This window comes from Belnapia moabensis DSM 16746 (genome assembly GCF_000745835.1).
Lineage (GTDB): Bacteria > Pseudomonadota > Alphaproteobacteria > Acetobacterales > Acetobacteraceae > Belnapia > Belnapia moabensis.
On the sequence record NZ_JQKB01000011.1, the window covers coordinates 124222 to 147566 of the forward strand.

Genomic DNA, 23345 nt, shown 5'->3' on the forward strand with positions numbered 1-23345 from the left:
GGCGCGGCAACTGATAACGTTCGGCGGCCGGGCTGGATGCATCAGGCGGTGAGATGGGCGCTGCGGCCGGCATTCACATCGAGGGTGGTGCCGGAGACGTAGAGGGCGCCGGGGCCGCAGAGGAAGGCGATGGCGTCGGCGATCTGGTCGGGCGGCAGCACGGGGATGGGGAGCGCATGGCCGGCGAAGGCGGCGGCGCGGCGCGGGTCCGGCTGCGGGGCGCCGCCGCCGCGATGCACCATGGGCGTCTCCACCGCCGTGGGGGCGACGGCGTTGACGGTGATCTCCTCCGGGCCGAGTTCGGCGGCGAGGGACTTCATCAACCCGGTCAGGCCCCATTTCGTCGCGGCATAGGCGCCGGAGTCGCGGACGCCCATCCGCGCCTGGACGGAGGTGACGATGACGATGCGCCCTCCCCTGCCCTTCCGGCGCATGCCCGGCAGCATCGCCTGGATGGTGTTGAGGGTGCCGGTGAGGTTGACGTCGAGCATCGCCTGCCAGGCCTCCGGGGCGGGCTCGGCGAGGGAGCCGTTGATGGCGATGCCGGCATTGGCGACGAGGATGTCGGGGCCGCCGAGTTCGGCGTCGAGGCGGGTGGCGGCGGCGCGGAGGGCGGCGGCGTCACGGATATCGGCGACGAGCGGGAGGGTGCGGACCTGCTGCTCGGCGGTGAGGCGGACGGCCTCGTCGAGCTCGGCGCGGGTGGCGAGGCGGTAGCCGCGCAGCGCCGGGATGGCCCCTGGCTCGGCGATGTCGAGCAGGGCGACATCGGCGCCGAGGCGGGCGAGGGCGAGCGCGGTGGCGCGGCCGATGCCGCGGGCGGCGCCGGTGACCAGCGCCGTGCGGCCGGCGAGCGGACGGGCAGGCTGGGCCTCGGCCGTGGTCGTGGCGAGGGCCAGGGTCGTGGCGGCGGCGGCGAAGAGCTGGCGGCGTTCGGTCATGGGCATCCTCCGATGGGGCAACGCGGTGGGGCGCGGGATGCTCCATGGAAGGAGGCTTGATGGTGCCCGGGGAGTTCACCGACCCGCTGGCGCGGAGGATGGCGCCGGGCCTCGGGCAGGCTCCGACCGGGTGCCACCACCCGATCGGAGGTATCCGCTCCATCGGACAACGGCTCGGAGCGGGGTCCTTGAGCCGGTGCGGACGGAAGCCGCTCTAGCCGCGGTCCGGCGCGTTGAGCTGGCGCGGGGCGCCGAGCTGCTTCTGGCGGAGCGCGGAGAGCCGGTCCGACAGGGTGTTCGGCAGGGCGGGACGGCCGGAGGCGGCGGCCATGGCGGCGGCGATGTTCGGGTCGTCCTGTTCCGGGCGGCTCGGCTGCAGCAGCTTGGCCTTCGAGTTGGCGGCCTCGGCGGCGGCCAGGTTGCGCGCGGCGTTGTCCTGCATCGCCTTCAGCGCGACGGAGAGGCCGCTGGTGGCGCTGGAAAGGCCGGCGGCCTGGCGGGCGGCCTCGGCGCGGCGCTCGGCGACCTCGCGCTGCTGCTCGGCGCGGCCCATGTCGCGCTGGGCGCGGTTCAGCGCGTCGCGGGCGCCCTTCAGCTTCTGGCCGGCCTGGGCGTAGGTGTCCTCGAGCATGTGGAGGAACTGGGCGGCGTCGGCGGCATCCTGCCGCTCGCGGTCGATGTCGGGGGCCATCTGCTCGAGCATGCCGACCAGGGTGGCGAGGCTGCGCTCCAGCTCGGCCTTGCGGGTGGGGTCGGCCTCGGCCTGCATGCGCTGCTGGAGCTGCTCGGCGGCGGCCATGCGCTGCTGCGAGAGCTGGCTGATGGCATCGGCCTCGCGCTGCTCGCGGTCGAAGGCCTGGCGGGCCTCGGCGACCTGGCGGCCGAGCTCGTCGAGATGCTGTTCCATGCCGCGCAGCTCAGCCTCGGTGGCGGATTGCGGGTCCCAGCGGACCAGCGCCTCGACGGCGCCCTGGACGGCCTGGTCGGTCTTCACGCCGACGAGGTTGCGGATGAAGGAGATCATGCTGGCGGTTCCTCGATTGAAAGTTGGTTGATGGGTCAGCCGGCCATGGCGCCGGCGTTGACGAGCGCGACGGCGAGCTGGATGCCGACGACGACGCAGGCGGCGCCGGCATTGCCCGCCTCGATCATCGCGCGGAGGCCACGGAACAACGCGGCGGTGAGCAGGAAGGCGAGGAGCTGCACCACCACCGCGACCGTGCCCCAGATCAGGATGTCGAGCGTGACCGCGCTGGTCGCCAGCGTTGCGGCGAGCGGGATGGCCATGGCGACGAGGGCGCCCATGAAGACGATGCCGGCGGCGGCATTGCCCTCGCGCACCAGCCGTGCCTCCTGGAAGGGGGTGACGGCCATGTAGCAGGCGATGCCGATCGCCAGCAGCCCCAGGGTGGCGGCCAGCTGCAGGACCAGGATGGGCAGGCCGGAGCCGAGGGTCTCCAGGATCGAATCCAAGGCGGGGTTTCCTCCGGTGTCGTTGGGGGTCAGGCGAGGGAGAGGGAGGCTGGGCTGATGTCGATGCCGGCGCGGACCTCGACCCAGGCACGGCCACCCTCCTCGACCGCGGAGACGAGGATGTATTCGACCTGCGGCGCCGGGGCGGCGAGGCCGGTTTCGGCTGCGTAGAGCATCGCGTGCTGCTGGCGCTGGCGGGTGCCTTCGAGGCTCTCGATGGTCTCGGGCATGGGGCGCGGCGGCACCGGGTCGGCGCCCGGGGACCAGTGGCGGGCGTAGAGCTTGCCGTCCCGGGTCTGGAATTCGGGCCAGCCGATCATGCCCTGCTGCGGGTCGAGCCAGACGCCCCACTCCGCCTCGTCGGCCGGGGAGACCTCGTCCAGGATAGCGAAGTAGCGGCACTCGCCGACCTCGCCCCGGGCGTCGAGGTAGATCTGGAAGAAGCTGCGGCCATCCGGCAGGTAGAGCCGGGTCAGCTCCTCATTGCCCTCGCGGATGCGGCCCACCGCCTGCACGCTGACCCGGGCATCGCCCTGGGCGAAGGCGGGGGCCGGCAGCTTGATGCTGCCGGCGCCGAGCAGGAAGGGCGTCGGGTCGCAGGTGATGGTCATGCCGAGGCGGAAGCGCGGGGCGTTGGGGGGCATGTCCGTGCTCGTCCGGGGGGCGGAGGTGGGCTGGGTTGTGCCGGGGGTGGAGGAAGCGGCCCGGCGGCGGCGCAGGGCGAGGAAGCCGATGACGCCGGCGCCGCCGAGCAGGACGAGCCAGGGGATGCCGCCGCCTGCCTCCGCCGGCGGGGCGGCGGGGGTGCGGGTATCGGTGCGCGGCGCGGTGGCGACCTCGGGCGGCACGTCGGGCGGCAGGTAGTTCGGGTCGCGCGGCTGGCCCTGGCGCTCGGCCAGGCGGCGGTCGAGCTCGTCGAGCTGGCGGCGGATCTCGGGGTCGGTCTGGGCGCGGCTCTCGGCCTCGGCCCGGAAATCGCGGTAGCCCGGGTCGTCCCGGTGGTTGTGGAAGAAGTCGGTGGAGCCGGCGCGGCCGAGATTGTTCAGCAGGAACCAGAGGAAGACGCCATCCCACAGGCCGAAGCTGCGCTGCATGCCGGGGAAGCCCTGCGGCGACCAGCCACGGTCACCGTACCAGCCGCCATTGCGGCCTGCGCGGGCGCCGGGCATCGGGGCGACCGGGGGCGTGCGGGCGCCGCCACGCCACCAGCCGCCATCGGTCTGCGCGGGTGGCAAGGGAGGCTGGCGCTGCGGGCGCTGGGCCTGCTGCTGGGCCTGTTCCTGGGCCTGGCGCTGCTGGGCGCGCATGCGGGAGAGGGCGTCGCCCGAGCGCTCCCGCGAATAGGACCGGTCCCAGGCGGAGCCGCTGCCGACCGAGGGACGCCGGGGATAGGCGCCGCCCGGCAGGGAGGGGCGCGCATAGCCGCCGCTGCTGGAGGGCGTGCGCGGCGCGACGCGGGAGCCGCCGAAGGAGGGCGTGCGCGTGTAGCCTCCGCCCGACCGCATGGCGCCGCCGGGGCGGGAGTACCCGCCGCTCGACCGCATCTGCGCCATGGCGTCGGGGACGAGGCTGATCGCGCCTGGGCCCGTGGCCAGGAGGGCGAGGCCGAGGATCGCGGCGAGGAGGCGCCCGGGCCCGCTGCTGCCGTTCATCCGCATCGGCGGGATGTCAGCGCATGTTGGGGGGATTGGCCTGCCCGGCCGGCGGCAGGGGCGTGCGCGCCGTGGTGTCGGGGGCAGTGTTCGCGGCGCCGCCGCCGGGGTCGGTGCGCGGGCGACCATTGGTGAGTTCGCCGGGCTTCGGGGCCGGGGGCGCGGCCTCCGGCGCCGGGCGGGGAATCGGGCGGTCGACGCCCTGGGCAGGGGCCGTGCCCTGGGCTACAGCCGCGAGGGGAAGGGCGAGGAGGATGGCGAGGATGGGGAGGAGGCGCATGGCCGGGCAACGCCGCGTGTGGGCGGCGGGTTGCGGTGAACGCGGCGCCGCTTGCGGCGTTGAACATCATGGCCGGGTGCGGGTGGCGCCTGGAGATTGGGGCCTCGCATGAACGAACAGGACGATCCCAGGTTGAACGCGCGCCGGCGCTTCTTCGGTGCGCTCGGACTGGTGGCCGTGGCGGCGCCGGCCGCGGCCTTTGAGGCGGATGGCGGCACGGGCGGCTTGCCGCCGCAGAAGGAGAGCGAGGCGGAGAAGCGCAAGCCGCGCTACCGCGAGACCGACCATGTGCGGGCCTTCTACCGCACCAACAGGTACTGACCGTCATGCTGATTCGGCGGAGCGAGGGCCAGGCAGCGCGGCAGCGGCTGGCGGGGGCGTATCAGGGGCTGAGCGCGGGCGGGACGGACCGGCGCGGCTTCCTGAAGCAGGCGGGGCTCGGCGGGGCGGGGCTGGCGGCGCTCGGCGCGCTGCCGCCGCGGATGACGCAGGCGGCGGAGGCGCCACGCCGCGCCGTGCCGATCCAGCGGGTGAAGAATGTCTGCACCCATTGCTCGGTCGGCTGCAGCGTCATCGCCGAGGTGCAGGATGGCGTCTGGACCGGGCAGGAGCCGGCCTATGAATCGCCGATCAACCGCGGCACGCACTGCGCCAAGGGTGCCTCCGTGCGCGAGCTGGTGCATGGCGGGCGGCGCCTGAAATATCCGATGAAGCTGGTCGGCGGGGAATGGCAGCGCCTTTCCTGGGACCAGGCGTTGGACGAGATCTCGGCCAAGCTGCTGGAGATCCGCGAGCGGAGCACGCCGGAGGCGGTGTTCTGGCTGGGCTCGGCAAAGTTCACCAACGAGGCGGCCTACCTGTTCCGAAAGTTCGGCGCCTTCTGGGGGAGCAACAACACCGACCACCAGGCGCGCATCTGCCACTCGACCACCGTGGCGGGCGTGGCGAATACCTGGGGCTACGGGGCGCAGACCAACAGCTACAACGATATCCGCAACGCCAAGACCATGATCATCATGGGCGGCAACCCGGCGGAATCGCACCCGATCGCCGTCCAGCATATCCTGGCAGGACGGGAGCTGAACCGGTCGCACCTTTTCGTCGTCGACCCGCGCTTCACCCGGACGGCGGCGCATGCGACAGACTATGTGCGCATCCGGCCAGGCACGGACATCCCCGTCATCTGGGGGATGCTGTGGCACATCTTCGAGAATGGCTGGGAGGACAACGAGTTCATCCATCAGCGCGTCTACGGCATGGACGAGATCCGGCGCGAGGTGGCGAAGTGGAACCCGCGCGAGGTGGAGCGGGTGAGCGGAGTGCCGGAGGCGCAGCTGAAGCGCATGGCGCAGGTCTTCGCCACGCAGAAGCCGGCGACGCTGATCTGGTGCATGGGCGCGACGCAGAAGACGGTCGGCACCGCCAATGTGCGGGCCTTCTCGATCCTGCTGCTGGCGACGGGAAATGTCGGCAGCGCAGGCACGGGGGCCAACATCTTCCGCGGCCACACCAATGTGCAGGGGGCCACCGATATGGGCCTCGATGTCTCCACGCTGCCGGCCTATTACGGGCTCGACGAGGCGGCCTGGCGGCATTGGTGCCGGGTCTGGGAAGTCGACTACGAGTGGATGCTGTCGCGCTTCGTCGACAAGAAATTCATGGAGATGCCCGGCATCCCGAGCACGCGCTGGTTCGACAGCGTGGTGCTGCCGAAGGACCAGATCGAGCAGCCGACGAACTGCAAGGCGATGTTCGTCATGGGCCATGGCGGCAACACCGTCACGCGCATGCCGGAGGCGGTGAAGGGGCTGGAGCAGCTGGAGCTGCTGGTGGTCGCCGACCCGCACCCGACAACCTATGCGCAGATCTCGAACCGGCGCGACGGCACCTACCTGCTGCCGATCTGCACCAGCTTCGAGACGGTGGGCAGCCGCACCGCCTCCAACCGCTCGCTGCAATGGGGCGAGAAGGTCGTCGAGCCGATCTTCGAGAGCCGCAACGACTACGACGTGATGTATGCGCTGGCGAAGCGCCTCGGCTTCGCCGACCAGATGTTCAGGAACATCAAGGTCAATGACGGGGTGGTGGTGGTGGAGGACATCCTCCGCGAGATCAACCGCGGCACCTGGGCGCTGGGCTATACCGGGCAGTCGCCGGAGCGGCTGCGCCACCACATGGAGAACCAGCAGCATTTCGACGTGACGACGCTGCGCGGCCGGCCCGGCACGCCGGTGGAGGGCGAGGTCTATGGCCTGCCCTGGCCCTGCTGGGGCACGCCGGAGATGAAGCACCCCGGCACGCATATCCTCTACGACACCTCGCTGCATGTGAAGGAGGGCGGCGGCACCTTCCGCGCGCGCTTCGGCGTGGAGCGGAACGGGGAGACGCTGCTGGCGGAGGGGAGCTACAGCAAGGGCTCCGAGATCCAGGACGGCTATCCGGAATTCACCGTCGCCGTGCTGAAGCGGCTTGGCTGGTTCGACGAGCTGACGGCGCATGAAAAGGAGTCGATCGCGCGCGTCGGCGGGCAGAACATCGACCGCGTCTCCTGGTCCACGGACCTGTCGGCGGGGATCATCCGCGTCGCCATGGAGCATGGCTGCCTGCCCTACGGCAACGGCAAGGCGCGGGCCGTCGCCTGGAACCTGCCGGACCCGGTGCCGGTGCACCGCGAGCCGATCTACACGCCGCGCCTCGACCTGATCCCGACGCCGGCGCAGGCGCGGGTGTTGGCGGCCGACCCGAAGGCGATCGCACCGACGGGGACCTACCCGACGCTGCGCGACCGGCGCGGCTACCGGGTGCCGCATCTCGGGCTCAGCATCCAGATGCGCTCGCATCAGGTGGCGAAGGAATTCCCGATCATCCTCACCTCGGGCCGGCTGGTGGAGTACGAGGGCGGTGGCGAGGAGACGCGGTCGAACCCCTGGCTCGCCGAGTTGCAGCAGGACATGTTCGTCGAGATCAACACGGCCGATGCGGCGGAGCGTGGCATCGGGCCGGGGCAATGGGTCTGGGTGCTGGGGCCGGAGAACAGCGCGCGGATCCGGGTGAAGGCGCTGGTGACGGAGCGCGTGGCGCGCGGCGTCGCCTTCATGCCCTACCATTTCGGCGGCTGGTGGCAGGGCGAAGACCGCAGGCGCTTCTACCCGCCGGGGACCGACCCCATCGTGCTCGGGGAGAGCGCGAACACCGTCACCACCTACGGCTACGATCCGGTGACCTTCATGCAGGAGACCAAGGTGACGCTCTGCCAGATCAGGAGCGCATAAGATGGCGCGGATGAAGTTCCTGTGCGACAGCGACCGTTGCATCGAGTGCAACGCCTGCGTCACCGCCTGCAAGAACGAGAACGAGGTGCCCTGGGGCATCAACCGGCGGCGCGTCGTCACCATCGGCGACGGCAAGCCGGGCGAGCGCTCCATCTCCATGGCCTGCATGCACTGCACCGATGCGCCCTGCGCCGCGGTCTGCCCAGTCGCCTGCTTCTACGGCACGGAGGATGGGCTGGTTCTGCACGACAAGGATCTCTGCATCGGCTGCGGCTACTGCTTCTACGCCTGCCCCTTCGGCGCGCCGCAATATCCTCGCGTCGGCAATTTCGGCGGGCGGGGCAAGATGGACAAGTGCACCTACTGCGCCGGCGGGCCGCAGCAGGACAACTCGGCCGTCGAGTACATGCAGTACGGCGCCAACCGCATCGCCGAGGGCAAGCTGCCGCTCTGCGCCGAGATGTGCTCGACCAAGGCATTGCTGGCGGGCGACGGCGAGATCATCGCCAGCATCTACAAGGAGCGGGTGCAGCAGCGCGGCTACGGCTCCGGCGCCTGGGGCTGGCGGACGGCCTACCGCGAGGAGTTGCCGGCATGATGCGGCTCGCAATGGCGCTGGTGCTGCTGCTGCCGCTCGGCGGGGCGATGGCGCAGCAGGACTCCGGGGCGCCGGCCGGCGGCGCGCCTTCCGTCCAGTCAGTGGCGCCCGAGGTGGGCTCGGGACGGGGCGGGACGAACAATGCCCAGCAGCCCTCGAGCTCCGACCCGGCGACGCAGACCGGCGGGCCGCGGCCGGCGCCGATCCCGCCCAAGCCGCGCGTGGCGGTGGAGCCGATCGTGGCGCCGCCGCCCTTCACCGCGCGCAGCGACACCGATGCGACGGCGCTCGAGGCGCAGCGTGCGGAGCATGGCGGCGTGATCGAGGGCGCGGTCAGCATCCCTAACCAGGCGGCAGGCATCCTCGTCCAGCCGGCGGGGCGGGATTGGCGGGGCTTCCGCACGCGCATCCTGACGATCGCGGGGGCGGTGATCCTGCTCGGCACTGTCTTCATCCTGGCCGGGCTCTATTTGCTGCGCGGGCCGCAGCGGATCGACGCCGGACGGTCGGGGCGGACGCTGCACCGCTACGGGGCGTTCGAGCGGATGAACCATTGGATGGTCGCCGTCAGCTTCGTGCTGCTCGGGCTGACGGGGATCAACATCACCTTCGGACGGACGCTGCTCCGGCCGGTGATCGGGGCGGAGGCCTTCACCACCCTGACCTGGGTGGGGCAGGCGGTGCACCAGTTCCTCTCCTTCCCCTTCGTCATCGGGCTGATGGCGATGGTGGTGGTCTGGGCGCGGGACAACCTGCCGAGCCGGGTCGACATCGCCTGGATCAAGGCGGGCGGGCCGGCGGCGAAGGGGCATCCGCCGGCGGGGCGGTTCAACGCGGCGCAGAAGGCGCTCTACTGGTTCGTCGTCGGCGGCGGGGTGCTGGCGGCGGTCTCGGGCTACCTGCTGATGGCGCCGGGGCTGCTCGACAACGTCATCAACCAGCAATGGGCGCATGTGCTGCACGGGCTGATGGCGATGGTGATGATGGCGGCGATCCTCGGCCATATCTACATCGGCACCATCGGCACCGAGGGCGCCTTCGAGGCGATGGCGACGGGGCGCGTCGACTACAACTACGCCCGGGAGCACCACAGCCTTTGGGTGGACGAGCGCGTGGCGGAGGCGCGGCGGCTGGCGGCGGGGGCGGACTAGGCCGCCAGAGCCGGTCCATCGGCAGGACCGGCTCCACCACGGGGCCGGTAGGTGGCTGGGCAAAGAGGGCGCCGTCCTGCGTCATCGCCCAGTGGCCAAGGCCGTCGCCTTTGCCGCTCCGGCCTGGCCCTCACCTGTCGGTCAGGCTGCGGAGCATCCCGATGATGCCAGAAAAATCGACATCGCCGTTGCCGGCTTCGAGGAAGCGGCGGTAGAGCGCCAGGGCCTCGGCGCCGAGCGGCGTCACGGCGCCGGCGGTCGCCGCGGCGTCCTGGGCGAGGCCGAGATCCTTCGCCATCAGCGCGGTGGCGAAGCCGGGCTTGTAGTCGCGGTTGGCGGGGCTGGCCGGGACCGGGCCGGGGACCGGGCAGTAGGAGGTCAGCGCCCAGGACTGGCCGGAGGACTTGCTGGCGACGTCGAACAGCGCCTGGTGGGTGAGGCCGAGCTTCTCGGCCAGGACGAAAGCCTCGGCCGTGACGATCATGTTGGCGGCGAGCATCATGTTGTTGCAGGCCTTGGCCGCCTGGCCGGCGCCGGCGCCGCCGCAATGGACGAGGCTGCGGCCCATGGCGGAGAGGATAGGCGTCGCGGCCGCATAGGCGTCGTCGGGGCCGCCGACCATGAAGGTGAGCGTCGCGCCTTCGGCGCCCATGGTGCCGCCGGAGACGGGGGCGTCGAGCATCGGGCGGCCGGCGGCGGCGGCGACCTCGCGGGCGGTTGCCACGTCGATGGTCGAGCAGTCGATCAGGATGGCGGTGGGGGCGGTGGCGGCGGCCATGCCCCCCCCTTGGCCCCCTGCCCCGAGCCAGGCGTCGCGGACATGGCGGCCGGCAGGGAGCATGGTGATGACGAACTCGGCCCCGGTGGCGGCTTCGGCAGCGCTGGCGGCGCGGGTGCCGCCAGCGGCAGCGAAGCCGGCGAGCGCCTCCGGCGAGAGGTCGAAGCCGGCGACCTCATGCCCGGCCTTCAGCAGGTTGCGGGCCATCGGGCCGCCCATGTTGCCGAGACCGACGAAGCCGATGCGTGCCATCCCCTGGCCCTCCCCTGATGTGATTCGCGCGCAGTGTGCCGTGGAGCAGGCCGGGCTGCCAGCGGGGGGCTGAACCGGGACGGGTGCGAGGCGCTTCTGCCTGTCAGACAGGTAGAAGGAGAGGCGGGGATGCGGAGGATGGGTCTGGCGGCGCTCGGCGTCGCGGCAATGCTGGGCACGGCGGCGCAGGCGCAGGATATCGGCGAGCGGCTGGGGCGGGCCTGGCAGGAGCTCCAGGGCGGGCAGCAGGGGCCGGCGCAGACCGACCCGCGCTACGACCCGCGGCTGGACCGGCAGCCGGGCGGGCCCGGCTATGGCGGCGAGGACCGGCGCTACAGCGAGAACGACCGGATGCGGCAGCTCGACGAGGCGGACCGGCGGCTGGATGCGCAGCAGCGGCAGATCGACCAGGAGCGGCGGCAGATCGAGACGGAGCGGCGGCGGCTGACGCGGTAGCCGCCGCCTGGCTCAGACGGCGGGCTTGTGGCCGTTGCGCTTGCGCTCGCCGTTGCGGCGAAGGAGGAATTCGCGGCCGATCTTGACGCGCGGCACGCCGTCATAGGCGACGATGTCGGCGGTGGCGTAGGTCTCCGACCAGCTGTCGGGGATGAAGCTGCCGGTGCCGACGACGTCGATCGGCGCCTTCGCCTCGGCCATGACACGGCACTTGCCGACGCCGAAGCCGGAGGAGGCGACGATGCGGACCTTGGGGAAGCCGGCCTCGTCCAGGGCTTCCCGCATGCGCCAGATGGCGGCGGCCGAGACGCCGGTGCCGACCAGGTTGCGCAGCTCCGTCTCCGAGCGGTAGCGGCGGATGGCGCCGGGGGCGTGGCGCTCCAGCACGGCGTAGCTCTCGGCCGGGTCGAGGCCTTCGAGGAAGCGGCCGCCATGGGTGTCGAGGCGGACGGCCATGCGGCCCTCGGCGGCGAGTTCGGGGAAGCGGCGGCAGACGGCCAGCCCATCCGTCACCTCGCGGCCGAAATAGTCCACGAGAACGGTGAGGTTCTCCTCCGGGTAGGTCTCGTGGAACATCTCGGCGGCGCGGAGGGTGCTGCCGGCATAGCCGATCAACGCATGCGGCATGGTGCCGGAGCCGCGCGGGGCGCCGAACCAGTGGGCGGTGCTGTCGGTGGCGTTGCCGGCGAAGCCGCGGGCGCCTTCCTTCTTCGCCGCCGCGCTGCCGACACCAGCGGCATAGGCCATCATCTCCTGCATCTCGGCGCCGGCGCAGTGGCGGGCATCCATGGCGAGGAAGGTGACCTGCGGCAGCTCCAGGCACATCTGATAGGCGTTGTGGGCGGCGACGCAGGGCGGGCCGAGCTTCTGCAAGTAGAGCGTCTCGAGGTCGGCGAGCTGGGTGAAGGGACCCGTCAGGTAGAGGATGGGGTCGCCGGCGCCGACCCAGGTGCCCTCGGGGTGCATCACCTCGATGTCGAACTGCGTGCCGCGGTCGCGGGCGACGCCTTCCAGCCAGTCGAGCATCAGCCGCGGGGCGCTGACGACGGGGCGGCGGAGGAAGACCGCATAGGTCACCCGGCAGTCGCCGAAGCGCTGCACGATGGCCCGGGTGCGGTTGAAATAGACATCGGTGCGGCCGGCGATGGCCGCATCCGAGGGGCTGAGGGGTGACGCCTGGTCCATCGCTACTGCGCCGCCTGGGCGGGCATGGCAGGGGCGCGGCGGGCCTTCAGCTCGGCTGCGATGAGGAAGGCGAGTTCCAGCGACTGCTCCGCATTGAGGCGCGGGTCGCAGAAGGTCTGGTAGCGCAGCGCGAGGTCGGCCTCCGACAGGCGGTGGGCACCGCCGAGGCATTCCGTCACCTCCTGGCCCGTCATCTCGACATGGACGCCGCCGGGCTGGGTGCCCTCGGCGGCATGGGCGTCGAAGAAGCGGCGGACCTCGGTGAGGATCGCGTCGAAGGGGCGGGTCTTGTAGCTGCCGACGCTCGTCGTGTTGCCGTGCATCGGGTCGGAGAGCCAGACGACGTTGCGGCCGGCGCGCTTCACGGCGCGCAGCAGGGGCGGGAGCTTCGACTCGACCTTGTCGGCGCCCATGCGGGAGATGAGGGTCAGGCGGCCCTTCTCGTTCGCCGGGTTCAGGATCTCGGTGAGGCGGACCAGCTCGTCCGGGTCCATGCTGGGGCCCACCTTCATGCCGATCGGGTTCTTCACGCCGCGCAGGAACTCGACATGCGCGCCGTCGGGCTGGCGGGTGCGGTCGCCGATCCAGAGGAAATGCGCCGAGCAGGCATAGCTGTCGCCCGTGGTGGAATCGACGCGGGTCAGCGCCTCCTCATAGGGGAGGAGCAGGCTTTCGTGCGAGGTGTAGAAATCGGTCTCGCGCACCTGGGGCAGGCCGTCCATGCCGCAGGCCTGCATGAAGGAGAGCGTCTCATCGATGCGCGAGGCGAGGTCCTGGTAGCGTTCGGCGAGCGGGCTGCGGGCGACGAAGCCGAGATTCCAGCGGTGGACCTGGTGCAGGTCGGCATAGCCGCCGGTGGCGAAGGCGCGGAGCAGGTTCAGCGTGCCGGCGGACTGGAGATAGGCGAATTCCATCCGCGACGGGTCGGGGATGCGGGCCTCCGGCGTGAAATCGGGCGCGTTGATGATGTCGCCGCGATAGGAAGGCAGCGTGACGCCGGCCTTCGTCTCGGTGTCGGATGAGCGGGGCTTGGCGAACTGGCCGGCCATGCGGCCGAGCTTCACCACCGGCGTGCCGCCGCCGAAGGTCAGCACCACCGCCATCTGCAGCAGCACCCGGAAGGTGTCGCGGATGATGTTGGCGGTGAATTCGGAGAAGCTCTCGGCGCAGTCGCCGCCCTGGAGGACGAAGCCCTGGCCGTCGCCCGCCTGGGCCAGCGCGGCCTGGAGGCGCCGGGCCTCGCCGGCGAAGACGAGCGGGGGGAAGCGGGCGAGCCGCGCCTCGACCTCGGCCAGTTTCGCCTGATCGGGGTAGTCCGGCACCTGCCGGATCGGCATGTCCCGCCAACTGCCGGGATGCCAGCCGCGCGCAACCATACTATGCGTTCTCCCTTTGAAGGGGCGACCCTAGCCGAACCGCGCGGGCAGGTGAACCCGCGAGCTATTCTGCCGCCGCACGGAGACCGGCCTCGCGCGTGCGGGTCCGCAACGTCACGAACTCCTCCGCTGCGGTCGGGTGGATGCCGATGGTGCGGTCGAAATCCTCCTTCGTCGCGCCCATCGAGACGGCGATGCCGATGCCCTGCATGATCTCGGGTGCGTCCTCGCCGAGCATATGGGCGCCGAGCACCTTCCGCGTGCGCTGGCAGACGACGAGCTTCATCAAGGCCTTGCGGCCGGGGCGGCCGCTGATGGTGTGGCGCATCGGGGTGAAGCGGGCGAGGTAGATGTCGACCGGACCCTGTACCGCCGCATCCGCCTCCGTCATGCCGACGGTGCCGATGGGGGGCGAGGTGAAGACGGCGGTGGGCACGTTGTCGTAGCTGGCATGGCGCGGGTTGTTGCCGAAGAGCGTGTCGGCGAGTGCATGGCCGACGGCGGTGGCCATCGGCGTGAGGTTGAGGCGGTCGGTGACGTCGCCGATGGCGTAGATGTTGGGGGCAGTGGTGCGGTGCTCGGCATCGACCTCGATGGCGCCGCGGGCGGTGCAGTCGATGCCGGCGGCGGCGAGGTTCAGGCCGCGCGTATTGGGGACGCGGCCGGTGGCGAAGAGCACGGCATCGCCCTCCACCGCCTCGCCGCCCATCAGGCTGAGGCGGAGATGGCCGCCCTGGTGGTCGAGCCGGGCGAGGCGGCTGTTGGGGTGGAGGCGGATGCCCTGGGCTTCCAGCGCCTCGGGCAGGGCCTCGCGGATGTCCTGGTCGAAGCCGCGGAGCGGCAGGATGTCGCGGTAGACGACATCGACCTTGGCACCGAAGGCGGCGAAGACGCAGGCGAATTCGAGGGCGATGTAGCCGGCGCCGACGACGATGAGGCGCTTCGGCACCTCCTTCAGGTCGAAGACGTCGTCGGAGAGCATGCCGAGCTCGGCGCCGGGGATGTCGGGCCTTACCGCATGGCCGCCGACGGCGACGACGATCCGCTCCGCCGTGACGCGCTTGCCGCCGACATCGAGGGTGTGGGCGTCGATGAAGCTGGCGCGGGCGTCGAAGCTGGTGACGCCGGCATTGCCGAGCAGCTTGCCGTAGATGCCGTTGAGCCGGGCGACCTCGGTGTCGCGCCGGGCCTTGAGGGCGGCGAGGTCGAAGGCGCCCTTCTCGATCTGCCAGCCGAAGGCGGGGGCGTCGTCGGCCCATCCGGCGTATTCGGCGGCATTGACCATGATCTTCTTCGGTACGCAGCCGACATTGACGCAGGTGCCGCCCCAGAAGCGCTCCTCCGCCACGGCGACCCGGGCGCCGTGCCCGGCCGCGATGCGGGCGCAACGGACGCCGGCCGAGCCGCCGCCGATGACGAAGAGGTCGAAGTCGTAAGTGCTCATGCGCGCCTTCCCGTGCCGGGTCCGTATCTGGGTGGGCGGGCCCTTCGCGTCCAGCCTGCGATGCCGGGGCCGTTCCGGCAAGCGCCGGAGGTAGTTGCGATTGAATTGCAGTCGCGCTATGCGGGGGCATGACGCCTCTCCCCCTCGATGCCCTGCGCGAGGCCAGTGCCGAGGACCTCGCCGCTGCCTTCGCGGGCCCGCCGGAGGAGGCGGCCCGCTGGATCGACGCTGCCGCCCGCTACGGCATCGTCGAGGCGCAGCTGCTCTACGGGCAGATCCTGCTGGACGGGCGGGGGGTGCCGCAGGACGCCGTGGCGGCGCGGCGGTGGTTCCGCGCGGCGGCGGAGGCGGGGAGCGCCGCGGCGCGCAACATGCTCGGGCGCTGCCACGAGATGGGCTGGGGGGGCGTGGCCGACGAGGCGGCGGCGCTCGACTGCTATCGGGCGGCGGCGGAGGCGGGGCATGACTGGGGGCAGTACAACCTGGCGGGGATGCTCTGGCGCGGCGCGGGGACGGCGGCGGATCGGCGCGCGGCGCTGGCCTGGTACCGGCGCGCGGCGGATCAGGGCCATGCCAAGTCGCTGAACATCCTCGGCCGCTTCCTGGAGGAGGGCTGGGAGGCGCCGCCCGATCCGGTGGCGGCGGCGGCGCTCTATCGCCGGGCGGCGGAGGGCGGGGATTTCCGCGGGCAGTTCAACTTGGCGACGCTGCTGGCGGCGGCGGGGCAGACAGAGGCGGCGCTGGAGTGGTTTCGCCGGGCGGCGGAGGGTAGCCCGGCGCGCTTCCGCAACGGCATGGCGGAGCGGCTGGCGGCGCGGCCAGAGCCGGAGTTCCGGGCGCTGGCGAAGGCGATCGCCGCAGGGCGGTGAGAGGAGGTGCCCGGGCCGGAGCCCGGGCACGGGTGCGGGCTTAGGTGCCGATGCCGCCGAGGGCGAGGTACTTCACCTCAAGATATTCCTCGATGCCGAGATTGCTGCCCTCGCGGCCGAGGCCGCTCTGCTTCACGCCGCCGAAGGGCGCCACCTCGGTGCTGATCAGCCCCTCGTTGATGCCGACCATGCCGGCCTCCAGCGCCTCGGCCACGCGGAAGATGCGGCCGACGTCGCGGGCGTAGAAATAGGCGGCGAGGCCGAAGGGCGTATCGTTGGCCAGCGCGATCGCCTCCTCCTCGGTCTTGAAGCGGAACAGCGGTGCGACGGGGCCGAATGTCTCCTCGGTGAAGATCATCGCCTCGTGCGGGACATTGGCGAGGATGGTCGGCTCGAAGAAATTGCCGCCGCGGCTGTGGCGCTTGCCCCCCGTCACGACGGTGGCGCCGCGCTTGGTCGCGTCGGCGATGTGCTCCTCGACCTTCTCCACCGCCTCCGCGTTGATGAGCGGGCCCTGGGTGACGCCGGGCTCCATGCCGTCGCCGACCTTGAGCGCCTCGACCGCTGCCTTAAGCTTTTCGGCGAAGGCCTCGTAGACGCCGTCCTGCACGAGGATGCGGTTGGCGCAGACGCAGGTCTGGCCGGTGTTGCGGTACTTGCTCGCCATGGCGCCCTGAACGGCGGCGTCGAGGTCAGCGTCGTCGAAGACGATGAAGGGGGCGTTGCCGCCGAGTTCCATCGAGGTCTTCTTGATGGTAGGCGCGCATTGCTGGAGCAGGATGCGGCCGACATCGGTGGAACCGGTGAAGGTCAGCTTGCGGACGAGCGGGTTGGAGGTGAGTTCCTTGCCGGTCTCGCTGGAGGGGCCGGTGATGATGTTGCAGACGCCGGGCGGCATGCCGGCGCGCTCGGCGAGCACCGCCAGCGCGAGGGCCGAGAAAGGCGTCTGCGAGGCGGGGCGGATGACGCCGGTGCAGCCTGCGGCCCAGCCGGGGCCGGTCTTGCGGGTGATCATCGCGGCCGGGAAGTTCCAGGGCGTGATGGCGGCGAAGACGCCGATCGGCTCCTTCGTCACGATGATCCGGCGGCCCTTGGCGTTCTGCGGAATGGTCTCGCCGTAGACGCGCTTTGCCTCCTCGGCGAACCACTCGATGAAGCTCGCGGCATAGGCGATCTCGCCCTTGCTCTCGCTGAGCGGCTTGCCCTGCTCGGCGGTCATGATCGCGGCGAGGTCGTCGGTATTGGCGATCATCAGGTCGAAGAAGCGGCGCAGGATGGCGGCGCGGTCCTTCGCCAGCATGGCGCGCCAGGCGGGCTGGGCGCGGTGCGCCGCCTCGATGGCGCGGCGCGTCTCGGCCGTGCCCATGGCGGGGACGGTGCCGACCGGCTCGCCCGTCGAGGGGTTGCGGACGGTGATGGTCTTGCCGCTGTCGGCCTGCACCCATTGGCCGTCGATGCAATTGGCCTGGCGGAACAGCTCCGGGTCCTTGAGGGGCAGCTTGGCGAGGGCGTCGAGCATGGCGGGTTTCCTCCTGTTGTGCTGCCCATCAAGGTCGTGGGCTTCGCGCATGAATGAAAGGGGTATGCAGGCCGCTGGCGACCGAGGATAGGCCGCCTCCCCGCCACTGTCATCGCGCCGGCCGGTGCCGGCGTGGCCTGGCGGCCATATCCGGGAGCATGACGGATGCGTGACCCCAACCGTGAGATGACAGGGCATCTTGTACACGCCAAAATGACACGCTGGCCTATCGACAGCGTGGCGGCGGGCAGCATCTGTGGCCGATGGGTGATGCGCGCGATACCGGCGCGGCGTCGTCGCCAAGGGAAGACCGCCGGACAGTATCGAGCATATCACTCATCATGCCGCTGACCCCTTTGGGCCGACCGCAGAACCCCCTCCCCGGCCGAGAGCCTCGCCCATGAGCCAGGCCAGCGATGCCCCCCTCGACCTCACCAGCTGCGACCGGGAGCCGATCCACCAGCTTGGCCAGGTGCAGCCCTGGGGCTTCCTGCTCTCGGCGACGACCGACGGCACGGTGCGGCATGCTTCGGCGAATGTCGCCGACCACCTGAAGCTGGCGCCTGAGGCCGTGATCGGGCGGCGGCTGGACCAGCTGCTCGACCGCCAGTCGCTGCACGACATCCGCGCCCGGCTGCAAGGGCTGCAAGGGCTGAACCAGACCGACCGGCTGTTCTCCCTGCCGCTGATCGCGGGCCGGCCGCCCTATGACGTGGCGGTACATTTCGCCCCGGGCGAGATGCCGATCATGGTGATCGAGGCGGAGCCCTCGGCCGCCGAGCCGCGCTTCGATGCGGTCGGCACGGTGAAGGGCATGATGTCGCGGCTGCTGCGGGCCCGCGACCTCGCCGGCATGCACGACCGCGCGGCGCGGCAGGTGCGGGCGGTGCTCGGCTTCGACCGGGTGATGATCTACCGGTTCGACGCGGACGGCACCGGCGAGGTGGTGGGCGAGTCGACGGCGGAGCGGCTGGATTCCTTCCGCGGGCTGCGCTTCCCCGCCTCCGACATCCCGAAGCAGGCGCGGGCGCTCTATTGCCGCAACTGGCTGCGGCTGATCGCCGATGTCGACGCCCAGGCGGTGCCGATCCTGCCGGCGCCGACGCCGGGCGAGGCGGTGCTCGACCTCTCCTCCTCGGTGCTGCGCAGCGTCTCGCCGGTGCATATCGAGTATCTGCGCAACATGGGCGTCGCCGCCTCGCTATCGATCTCGATCATGCGCGGCGAGGAGCTGTGGGGGCTGATCGCCTGCCACCATACGGAGCCGCTGCTGCCGAGCTTCCAGCGGCGCAGCACGGCGGAGCTGTTCGGCCAGCTCTACTCGCTGCAGATCGAGAGCCTCGAGCGGGCGGAGGCGACGCGGCACGACAACGAGGCGCGGGCGGCGCATGAGCGGGTGCTCTCGGCCGTCTCGACCGAGGAGGACCTGGCGCGCACTCTGCAGCGCATCGCCGAGGAGGTGCGTCAGCTGATCCCCTGCGACGGCATCGCCATTCATACCGCGGCGCATACCGAGCTGATCGGCGCGACGCCGGACAAGGCTTCGGTGAAAGGGATCATCGCCGCGCTGAACCGGGGCGACGCCTCGCGCATCTTCGCGACGCGGGAGATCGCCAGCCACTACCCGCCGGTGGCGGCACAGGCTGAGGTGGCGGCGGGGATGCTTGCCATCCCGATCTCGCGGGCGGCGCGGGACTACATCATCCTGTTCCGGCGCGAGCTGATCCACAGCATCGCCTGGGCGGGCGACCCGGCGAAGCTCGCTGAGCAGGGCACCGAGCGGTTGCATCCGCGCCGCAGCTTCGAGACCTGGCAGCAGGAGGTGCGCGGCCGCTCGGCGCCCTGGCTCGAATCCGAGCGGCGGGTGGCGGAGGCGCTGCGCGTGACGCTGCTCGAGGTGGTGGTGCGGCTCTCGGCCGGCGCCGCCGACCAGCGGCGCAGCGCCAATGACCGGCAGGAGCTGCTGATCGCCGAGCTGAACCACCGCGTGCGCAACATCCTCGCACTGATCCGCGCGCTGGTGCAGCGCAGCCGGGAATCGGCGGAGACGCTGGAGAGCTTCGTCACCGTGCTGAACGGGCGCATCCAGTCCCTCGCCCGCGCGCATGACCAGCTGACCGACGACCGCTGGGGACCGATCGCGCTGCGCGGAATGATCGAGAGCGAGTTCCACGCCTATCTCGGCGACCGGCAACAGGAGCGGATCAGCCTTTCGGGACCGCCGGTGCTGGTGGAGCCGCAGGCGCTGACCGTGCTCGCCCTCGTCACCCATGAACTGGCGACCAATGCAGCGAAATACGGCGCGCTGTCGAACCGGCATGGCGCCGTCGAGGTGCGGTGGGAGCTGCAGCCGGACGGTACCTTGCTGGTGCATTGGCGCGAGCGCGGCGGGCCGCCGGTCAACCCGCCCAATCGCCGCGGCTTCGGCACGACGGTGATCGAACGGTCGATCCCCTTCGAGCTGCAGGGGCAGGCCGAGGTGCGCTACCTGCGGGAGGGGCTGGAGGCGGATTTCAGCATCCCCGCGCGCTTCGTGCAGATCGGCGTCGAGACTGCGCCGGTGGCGACGGTGCTGCCGCGCCGGTCGCAGCCGCTGCGCGTCTCCGGCACCGCGATGGTGCTGGAGGACAGCACGCTGCTCGCCATGGATGCCGAGGAGATTCTGCTGGAGCTCGGCTTTGACAAGGTGGAGGTGGTGGGGACGGTGCCTGCCGCGCTCGGGGTGCTGTCGCGGCTCGGGCGGCAGCTTGCCTTCGCGCTGCTCGACGTCAATCTCGGCGACCAGACCAGCCTGCCGGCGGCGCTGGCGCTGCACGAGGCCGGCATCCCCTTCGCCTTCGCCACCGGCTATGGCAGGGGGCTGGAGCTACCGCCGGAACTGGCCGAAGCGGCCTCGGTGGTGCCGAAGCCTTACCGGCGGCAGGATATCGCCGAGCTAGTGGGGCGGACGCTGCGCTGCAGCGAGGAGTAGCGCCTACTCGACGGTCACGCTTTTCGCCAGGTTGCGGGGCTGGTCCACGTCGGTGCCCTTCAGCACGGCGACGTGGTAGGCGAGCAGCTGCACCGGGATGGCGTAGAGGATCGGCGTGGAGAACTCGCCGATCTGCGGCAGGACGATGACGCGCTCGGCGAAGCGGCGGAGCGCCGGCGCGCCTTCCGCATCGGTGAAGGCCATGACGCGGCCGCCGCGGGCCGCGGCTTCCTGCAGGTTGCTGGCGGTCTTCTCGAAGAGCGGACCCGAGGGGCAGAGGGCGATGACGGGGACGTCGCTGTCGATCAGCGCGATGGGGCCGTGCTTCATCTCGCCGGCGGCATAGCCCTCGGCATGGATGTAGCTGATCTCCTTCAGCTTCAGCGCGCCTTCGAGGGCGATGGGGTACATGGCGCCGCGGCCGAGGAAGAGCACGTCGCGGGCCTTGGCGACCTCGGCGGCGAGTTCGCGGATCGTCGCGTCCTGCTCGAGGATGGCGGCGGCGTGGCTCGGCACCTCCAGCAGGGTCTGAGCGAGGCGGCCCTCGTCGAGCGTCGACAGTTCGCGGCGGGCACGGCCGAAGCCGATGGCGAGGCAGGCAAGCACGGCGAGCTGGGCGGTGAAGGCCTTGGTGGAGGCGACGCCGATCTCGGGGCCGGCGACGGTCAGCAGCGCGCCGTCGCTCTCGCGCGCCATGGAGGATTCGGGCACGTTCACGACCGAGAGGACGCGCTGGCCGGCCTCCTTCAGCAGGCGGAGGGCGGCCATGTTGTCGGCCGTCTCGCCGGACTGGCTGACGAGGATGGCGGCGCCGCCATCGGCGAGCGGCGGGTTGCGGTAGCGGAATTCACTGGCGACATCGGCATCGACGGGGAGCCGTGCGAGCTGCTCGATCCAGTAGCGGCCGACCATGCCGGCGAGGAAGGCGCTGCCGCAGGCGCTGATGGTGAGGCGGGTGATCTTCGCTGGGTCGAAGGGCAGGCGCGGCAGGCGGACTTCGAGCGTCTTCGGGTCGAGGTACTGGCGGAGGGTGTCGCCGAGCACGGCGGGGTGCTCGTGCAGCTCCTTCTCCATGAAGTGGCGGTAGTTGCCCTTGCCGACGGCGGCGCCGGAGACGGCGGTGACAGTCACCCGCCGCTCCACCAGATTGTGCGCGGCGTCGAAGAAGCGGGCGCCCTCGCCATCGATGGCGGCCCAGTCGCCCTCCTCGAGATAGGCGATGCGGCGGGTCAGGGGGGCGAGGGCGAGGGCATCGGAGCCGACGAACATCTCGCCCTCGCCGAAGCCGACGGCGAGCGGCGCGCCCTGGCGGGCGGCGAGCAGCAGGCGGGGGTGGCCGGAGAAGATGGCGGCGAGGGCGAAGGCGCCGTGGACGCGGCGGAGGGCGGCGGCGAAGGCGGCTTGCGGCTCCTGGCCCTGGTGGAGCAGGTCGTCGACCAGGCGGACGAAGGTCTCGGTGTCGGTCTCGGTCTCGAAGACGGCGCCCTTGGCCTCCAGCTCGGCGCGAAGTTCGGCATGGTTCTCGATGATGCCGTTGTGGACGACGCTGACGCGGGCGGTGCTGTGGGGGTGGGCGTTGCGCTCGGTCGGCGCGCCGTGGGTTGCCCAGCGGGTGTGGCCGATGCCGGTGGTGCCGGGCAGCGCGTCGCGCTCCAGCACGCCGGCGAGGTTGCCGAGCTTGCCCTCGGCGCGGCGGCGCTCGATATGGCCGTTGACGAGCGTGGCGATGCCGGCGCTGTCGTAGCCGCGGTATTCGAGGCGGCGGAGCGCTTCGAGGAGAAGCGGTGCCGCGGAGGCCTTGCCGATGACGCCGACGATTCCGCACATGGCTATTTGCCCTTCTTGCCTTTGAACCCACGCCCGGGCTTCACCGCCTGGCGGCCGCGGGCGATGGCCATGGCGTCGTCCGGCACGTCCTCGGTGATGACGCTGCCGGCGGCGACCAGCGCACGGTCACCGATGCGCACCGGCGCCACCAGCGCGGTGTCGCTGCCGATGAAGGCGCCGGCGCCGATCTCGGTGCGGTGCTTGGCGATGCCGTCATAGTTGCAGGTGATGGTGCCGGCGCCGATATTGCTGCCGGCGCCGATGGTCGCATCGCCGAGATAGGTCAGGTGGTTGGCCTTGGCGCCGGGGCCGAGGAGTGCGGCCTTCAGCTCGACGAAATTGCCGACATGGGCGCCCTCCCCCACCTCGGTCCCGGGGCGCAGGCGGGCATAGGGGCCGATGATGGCGCCGCGCCTCACGGTGCAGGATTCGAGGTGGCTGAAGGGGCGGATATCCACCTCGTCCTCCACCGTGACGCCGGGGCCGAGGACGACATGCGGGCCGATGGTGACGTCCTGGCCGAGGCGGGTGTCCCAGGAGAGGAAGACGGTGTCGGGGGCGGTCAGCGTCGCGCCGCCGGCCATGGCGGCGGCGCGCAGGCGGGATTGCATCCCGGCCTCCAGCAGGGCGAGTTCGGCGCGGCTGTTGGCGCCGGCGAGGTCGGCCTCGGCGGCTTCCTCGGCGAGGACGCGGCGGCCCTCGGCGACGGCCAGCGCCACGACATCGGGAAGGTAGTACTCGCCCTTGGCGTTCTCGGCGCGGATGGCGGCGAGCCAGCGGAAGAGGTCGGCGGCGGGGGCGCAGACGACGCCGGCGTTGCAGAGGGGGATGGCGCGCTCGGCCTCATCCGCATCGGCCCATTCGACGACGCGGAGGACGGCGCCGGCCGCGTCCGTCACCACGCGGCCGTAGCGGGCGGGGTCGGCGGGGCGCATGGCGAGGAGGGCGAGGCCGGCCTCGGCGCGGCGGGCGAGGAGGCGGCGAAGGGTATCGGTCGGGATCAGCGGGTTGTCGGCGTAGAGGACGGCGATGTCGCCGGGGTAGTCGCGCAGCAAGGGAGCGGCCTGGGCGGCGGCGTGGCCGGTGCCGAGGCGCTCGGCCTGGATGACCGTCGCGTGGGGGCGGGCGGCGGCCTCGAGCGCGGGCATGTCGGGGCCGACCACCACGACGATGCGGTCGAAGGCCGGTTCGCAGGCGGCAATGAGGTGGTTGAGCATCGGCCGGCCGGCGATGGGGTGCAGCGCCTTCGGCAGCGCGCTCCGCATGCGGGTGCCGAGGCCGGCAGCGAGGATGATGGCAGC

Annotated in this window: 19 protein-coding genes; 7 read left to right on the forward strand and 12 right to left on the reverse strand. The window is 71.6% G+C overall.

All coding sequences use genetic code 11. The annotated features are described in order from the left end of the window. Window positions 1-41 precede the first annotated feature (41 nt). From EP26_RS09835 to EP26_RS36210, 5 genes are all read right to left on the reverse strand, one after another. Window positions 42-941, reverse strand: coding sequence for an SDR family oxidoreductase (locus tag EP26_RS09835; protein WP_052389000.1), 900 nt, complete (start codon window positions 939-941; stop codon window positions 42-44). Between the two features lie 214 nt (window positions 942-1155). Further along, window positions 1156-1965 (reverse strand): hypothetical protein, encoded by an 810-nt coding sequence (locus tag EP26_RS09840; protein WP_052389001.1) that lies wholly within the window; start codon window positions 1963-1965, stop codon window positions 1156-1158. Between the two features lie 35 nt (window positions 1966-2000). Next, window positions 2001-2414 (reverse strand): DUF350 domain-containing protein, encoded by a 414-nt coding sequence (locus tag EP26_RS09845; RefSeq protein WP_043338140.1) that lies wholly within the window; start codon window positions 2412-2414, stop codon window positions 2001-2003. Between the two features lie 29 nt (window positions 2415-2443). After that, the gene (locus tag EP26_RS09850) at window positions 2444-4066 is read right to left on the reverse strand and encodes a DUF2491 family protein (RefSeq protein ID WP_169747378.1); all 1623 of its coding nucleotides are present in this window, start codon (window positions 4064-4066) and stop codon (window positions 2444-2446) included. A 16-nt stretch (window positions 4067-4082) separates the two neighbouring features. Continuing rightward, window positions 4083-4346, reverse strand: a complete 264-nt coding sequence (locus EP26_RS36210) for a hypothetical protein (RefSeq protein WP_043338141.1) — start codon at window positions 4344-4346, stop codon at window positions 4083-4085. A gap of 108 nt (window positions 4347-4454) precedes the next feature. On the opposite strand from EP26_RS36210, the gene EP26_RS09860 reads away from it, so the two are divergent. From EP26_RS09860 to EP26_RS09875, 4 genes are read left to right on the forward strand one after another with little or no spacing between them, the layout of a single operon-like run. Then, window positions 4455-4667: a hypothetical protein gene (locus EP26_RS09860; RefSeq protein WP_052389003.1), complete on the forward strand. Its 213-nt coding sequence runs from the start codon at window positions 4455-4457 to the stop codon at window positions 4665-4667. Window positions 4668-4672: 5 nt separating this feature from the next. Beyond that, window positions 4673-7618: a formate dehydrogenase subunit alpha gene (locus EP26_RS09865; RefSeq protein ID WP_043338142.1), complete on the forward strand. Its 2946-nt coding sequence runs from the start codon at window positions 4673-4675 to the stop codon at window positions 7616-7618. Between the two features lies 1 nt (window position 7619). Next, window positions 7620-8216 carry a formate dehydrogenase FDH3 subunit beta gene (fdh3B, locus tag EP26_RS09870; protein ID WP_043338145.1) on the forward strand — a complete coding sequence of 199 codons (597 nt, stop codon included), beginning with the start codon at window positions 7620-7622 and terminating at the stop codon, window positions 8214-8216. Continuing rightward, a complete protein-coding gene (locus EP26_RS09875) occupies window positions 8213-9367 on the forward strand; it encodes a formate dehydrogenase subunit gamma (RefSeq protein WP_052389004.1) in 1155 nt (384 codons plus the stop codon). The genes fdh3B and EP26_RS09875 overlap by 4 nt, the downstream gene beginning before the upstream one ends. Before the next feature lie 130 nt (window positions 9368-9497). Here EP26_RS09875 and mmsB read toward each other — a convergent pair whose 3' ends face one another. After that, entirely contained in the window at window positions 9498-10397 is a 900-nt protein-coding gene (gene mmsB / locus EP26_RS09880; protein WP_043338146.1) for a 3-hydroxyisobutyrate dehydrogenase, read from the reverse strand. Window positions 10398-10526: 129 nt separating this feature from the next. Here mmsB and EP26_RS31810 point away from each other — a divergent pair, with 129 nt between their 5' ends. Beyond that, window positions 10527-10853 (forward strand): hypothetical protein, encoded by a 327-nt coding sequence (locus tag EP26_RS31810; RefSeq protein WP_157033474.1) that lies wholly within the window; start codon window positions 10527-10529, stop codon window positions 10851-10853. 12 nt (window positions 10854-10865) lie between these two features. On the opposite strand, the gene EP26_RS09890 is transcribed toward EP26_RS31810, so the two are convergent. From EP26_RS09890 to gorA, 3 genes are all read right to left on the reverse strand, one after another. Beyond that, window positions 10866-12038 carry a beta/alpha barrel domain-containing protein gene (locus tag EP26_RS09890; protein ID WP_043338148.1) on the reverse strand — a complete coding sequence of 391 codons (1173 nt, stop codon included), beginning with the start codon at window positions 12036-12038 and terminating at the stop codon, window positions 10866-10868. A 2-nt stretch (window positions 12039-12040) separates the two neighbouring features. Continuing rightward, window positions 12041-13414 (reverse strand): class II 3-deoxy-7-phosphoheptulonate synthase, encoded by a 1374-nt coding sequence (locus tag EP26_RS09895; protein WP_043338149.1) that lies wholly within the window; start codon window positions 13412-13414, stop codon window positions 12041-12043. A gap of 64 nt (window positions 13415-13478) precedes the next feature. After that, complete coding sequence (gene gorA, locus EP26_RS09900; protein WP_043338151.1) at window positions 13479-14858, reverse strand: glutathione-disulfide reductase; 1380 nt, start codon at window positions 14856-14858, stop codon at window positions 13479-13481. Between the two features lie 128 nt (window positions 14859-14986). Here gorA and EP26_RS09905 point away from each other — a divergent pair, with 128 nt between their 5' ends. Beyond that, the gene (locus EP26_RS09905) at window positions 14987-15727 is read left to right on the forward strand and encodes a tetratricopeptide repeat protein (RefSeq protein ID WP_043338152.1); all 741 of its coding nucleotides are present in this window, start codon (window positions 14987-14989) and stop codon (window positions 15725-15727) included. Between the two features lie 40 nt (window positions 15728-15767). Here EP26_RS09905 and EP26_RS09910 read toward each other — a convergent pair whose 3' ends face one another. Further along, window positions 15768-17246, reverse strand: coding sequence for an NAD-dependent succinate-semialdehyde dehydrogenase (locus EP26_RS09910; RefSeq protein WP_043338155.1), 1479 nt, complete (start codon window positions 17244-17246; stop codon window positions 15768-15770). A gap of 400 nt (window positions 17247-17646) precedes the next feature. On the opposite strand from EP26_RS09910, the gene EP26_RS09915 reads away from it, so the two are divergent. Beyond that, on the forward strand, window positions 17647-20217 hold the full coding sequence (locus EP26_RS09915) for an HWE histidine kinase domain-containing protein (RefSeq protein WP_043338156.1): 2571 nt from the start codon (window positions 17647-17649) through the stop codon (window positions 20215-20217). A 3-nt stretch (window positions 20218-20220) separates the two neighbouring features. Here the strand turns inward: EP26_RS09915 and glmS are convergent, their stop codons facing one another. Beyond that, window positions 20221-22044: a glutamine--fructose-6-phosphate transaminase (isomerizing) gene (gene glmS, locus EP26_RS09920; protein ID WP_043338157.1), complete on the reverse strand. Its 1824-nt coding sequence runs from the start codon at window positions 22042-22044 to the stop codon at window positions 20221-20223. A gap of 2 nt (window positions 22045-22046) precedes the next feature. Next, on the reverse strand, window positions 22047-23345 hold a 1299-nt coding region (glmU, locus tag EP26_RS09925), incomplete at its 5' end, for a bifunctional UDP-N-acetylglucosamine diphosphorylase/glucosamine-1-phosphate N-acetyltransferase GlmU (RefSeq protein WP_043338158.1).

What these genes read in the sequence shown, in the direction of transcription:
- EP26_RS09875 (WP_052389004.1), top strand. Translation starts at nt 8,213, where the DNA reads ATGATGCGGCTCGCAATGGCGCTGGTGCTGCTGCTGCCGCTCGGCGGG.
- EP26_RS36210 (WP_043338141.1), bottom strand. Translation starts at nt 4,346, where the DNA reads ATGCGCCTCCTCCCCATCCTCGCCATCCTCCTCGCCCTTCCCCTCGCG.
- gorA (WP_043338151.1), bottom strand. Translation starts at nt 14,858, where the DNA reads ATGAGCACTTACGACTTCGACCTCTTCGTCATCGGCGGCGGCTCGGCC.
- glmS (WP_043338157.1), bottom strand. Translation starts at nt 22,044, where the DNA reads ATGTGCGGAATCGTCGGCGTCATCGGCAAGGCCTCCGCGGCACCGCTT.
- EP26_RS09850 (WP_169747378.1), bottom strand. Translation starts at nt 4,066, where the DNA reads ATGAACGGCAGCAGCGGGCCCGGGCGCCTCCTCGCCGCGATCCTCGGC.
- EP26_RS09910 (WP_043338155.1), bottom strand. Translation starts at nt 17,246, where the DNA reads ATGCTCGACGCCCTCGCCAAGCTGCCCCTCAAGGACCCGGAGCTGTTC.
- EP26_RS09915 (WP_043338156.1), top strand. Translation starts at nt 17,647, where the DNA reads ATGAGCCAGGCCAGCGATGCCCCCCTCGACCTCACCAGCTGCGACCGG.
- EP26_RS31810 (WP_157033474.1), top strand. Translation starts at nt 10,527, where the DNA reads ATGCGGAGGATGGGTCTGGCGGCGCTCGGCGTCGCGGCAATGCTGGGC.
- fdh3B (WP_043338145.1), top strand. Translation starts at nt 7,620, where the DNA reads ATGGCGCGGATGAAGTTCCTGTGCGACAGCGACCGTTGCATCGAGTGC.
- EP26_RS09895 (WP_043338149.1), bottom strand. Translation starts at nt 13,414, where the DNA reads ATGGTTGCGCGCGGCTGGCATCCCGGCAGTTGGCGGGACATGCCGATC.
- EP26_RS09890 (WP_043338148.1), bottom strand. Translation starts at nt 12,038, where the DNA reads ATGGACCAGGCGTCACCCCTCAGCCCCTCGGATGCGGCCATCGCCGGC.
- EP26_RS09840 (WP_052389001.1), bottom strand. Translation starts at nt 1,965, where the DNA reads ATGATCTCCTTCATCCGCAACCTCGTCGGCGTGAAGACCGACCAGGCC.
- EP26_RS09905 (WP_043338152.1), top strand. Translation starts at nt 14,987, where the DNA reads ATGACGCCTCTCCCCCTCGATGCCCTGCGCGAGGCCAGTGCCGAGGAC.
- EP26_RS09835 (WP_052389000.1), bottom strand. Translation starts at nt 941, where the DNA reads ATGACCGAACGCCGCCAGCTCTTCGCCGCCGCCGCCACGACCCTGGCC.
- mmsB (WP_043338146.1), bottom strand. Translation starts at nt 10,397, where the DNA reads ATGGCACGCATCGGCTTCGTCGGTCTCGGCAACATGGGCGGCCCGATG.
- EP26_RS09860 (WP_052389003.1), top strand. Translation starts at nt 4,455, where the DNA reads ATGAACGAACAGGACGATCCCAGGTTGAACGCGCGCCGGCGCTTCTTC.
- EP26_RS09865 (WP_043338142.1), top strand. Translation starts at nt 4,673, where the DNA reads ATGCTGATTCGGCGGAGCGAGGGCCAGGCAGCGCGGCAGCGGCTGGCG.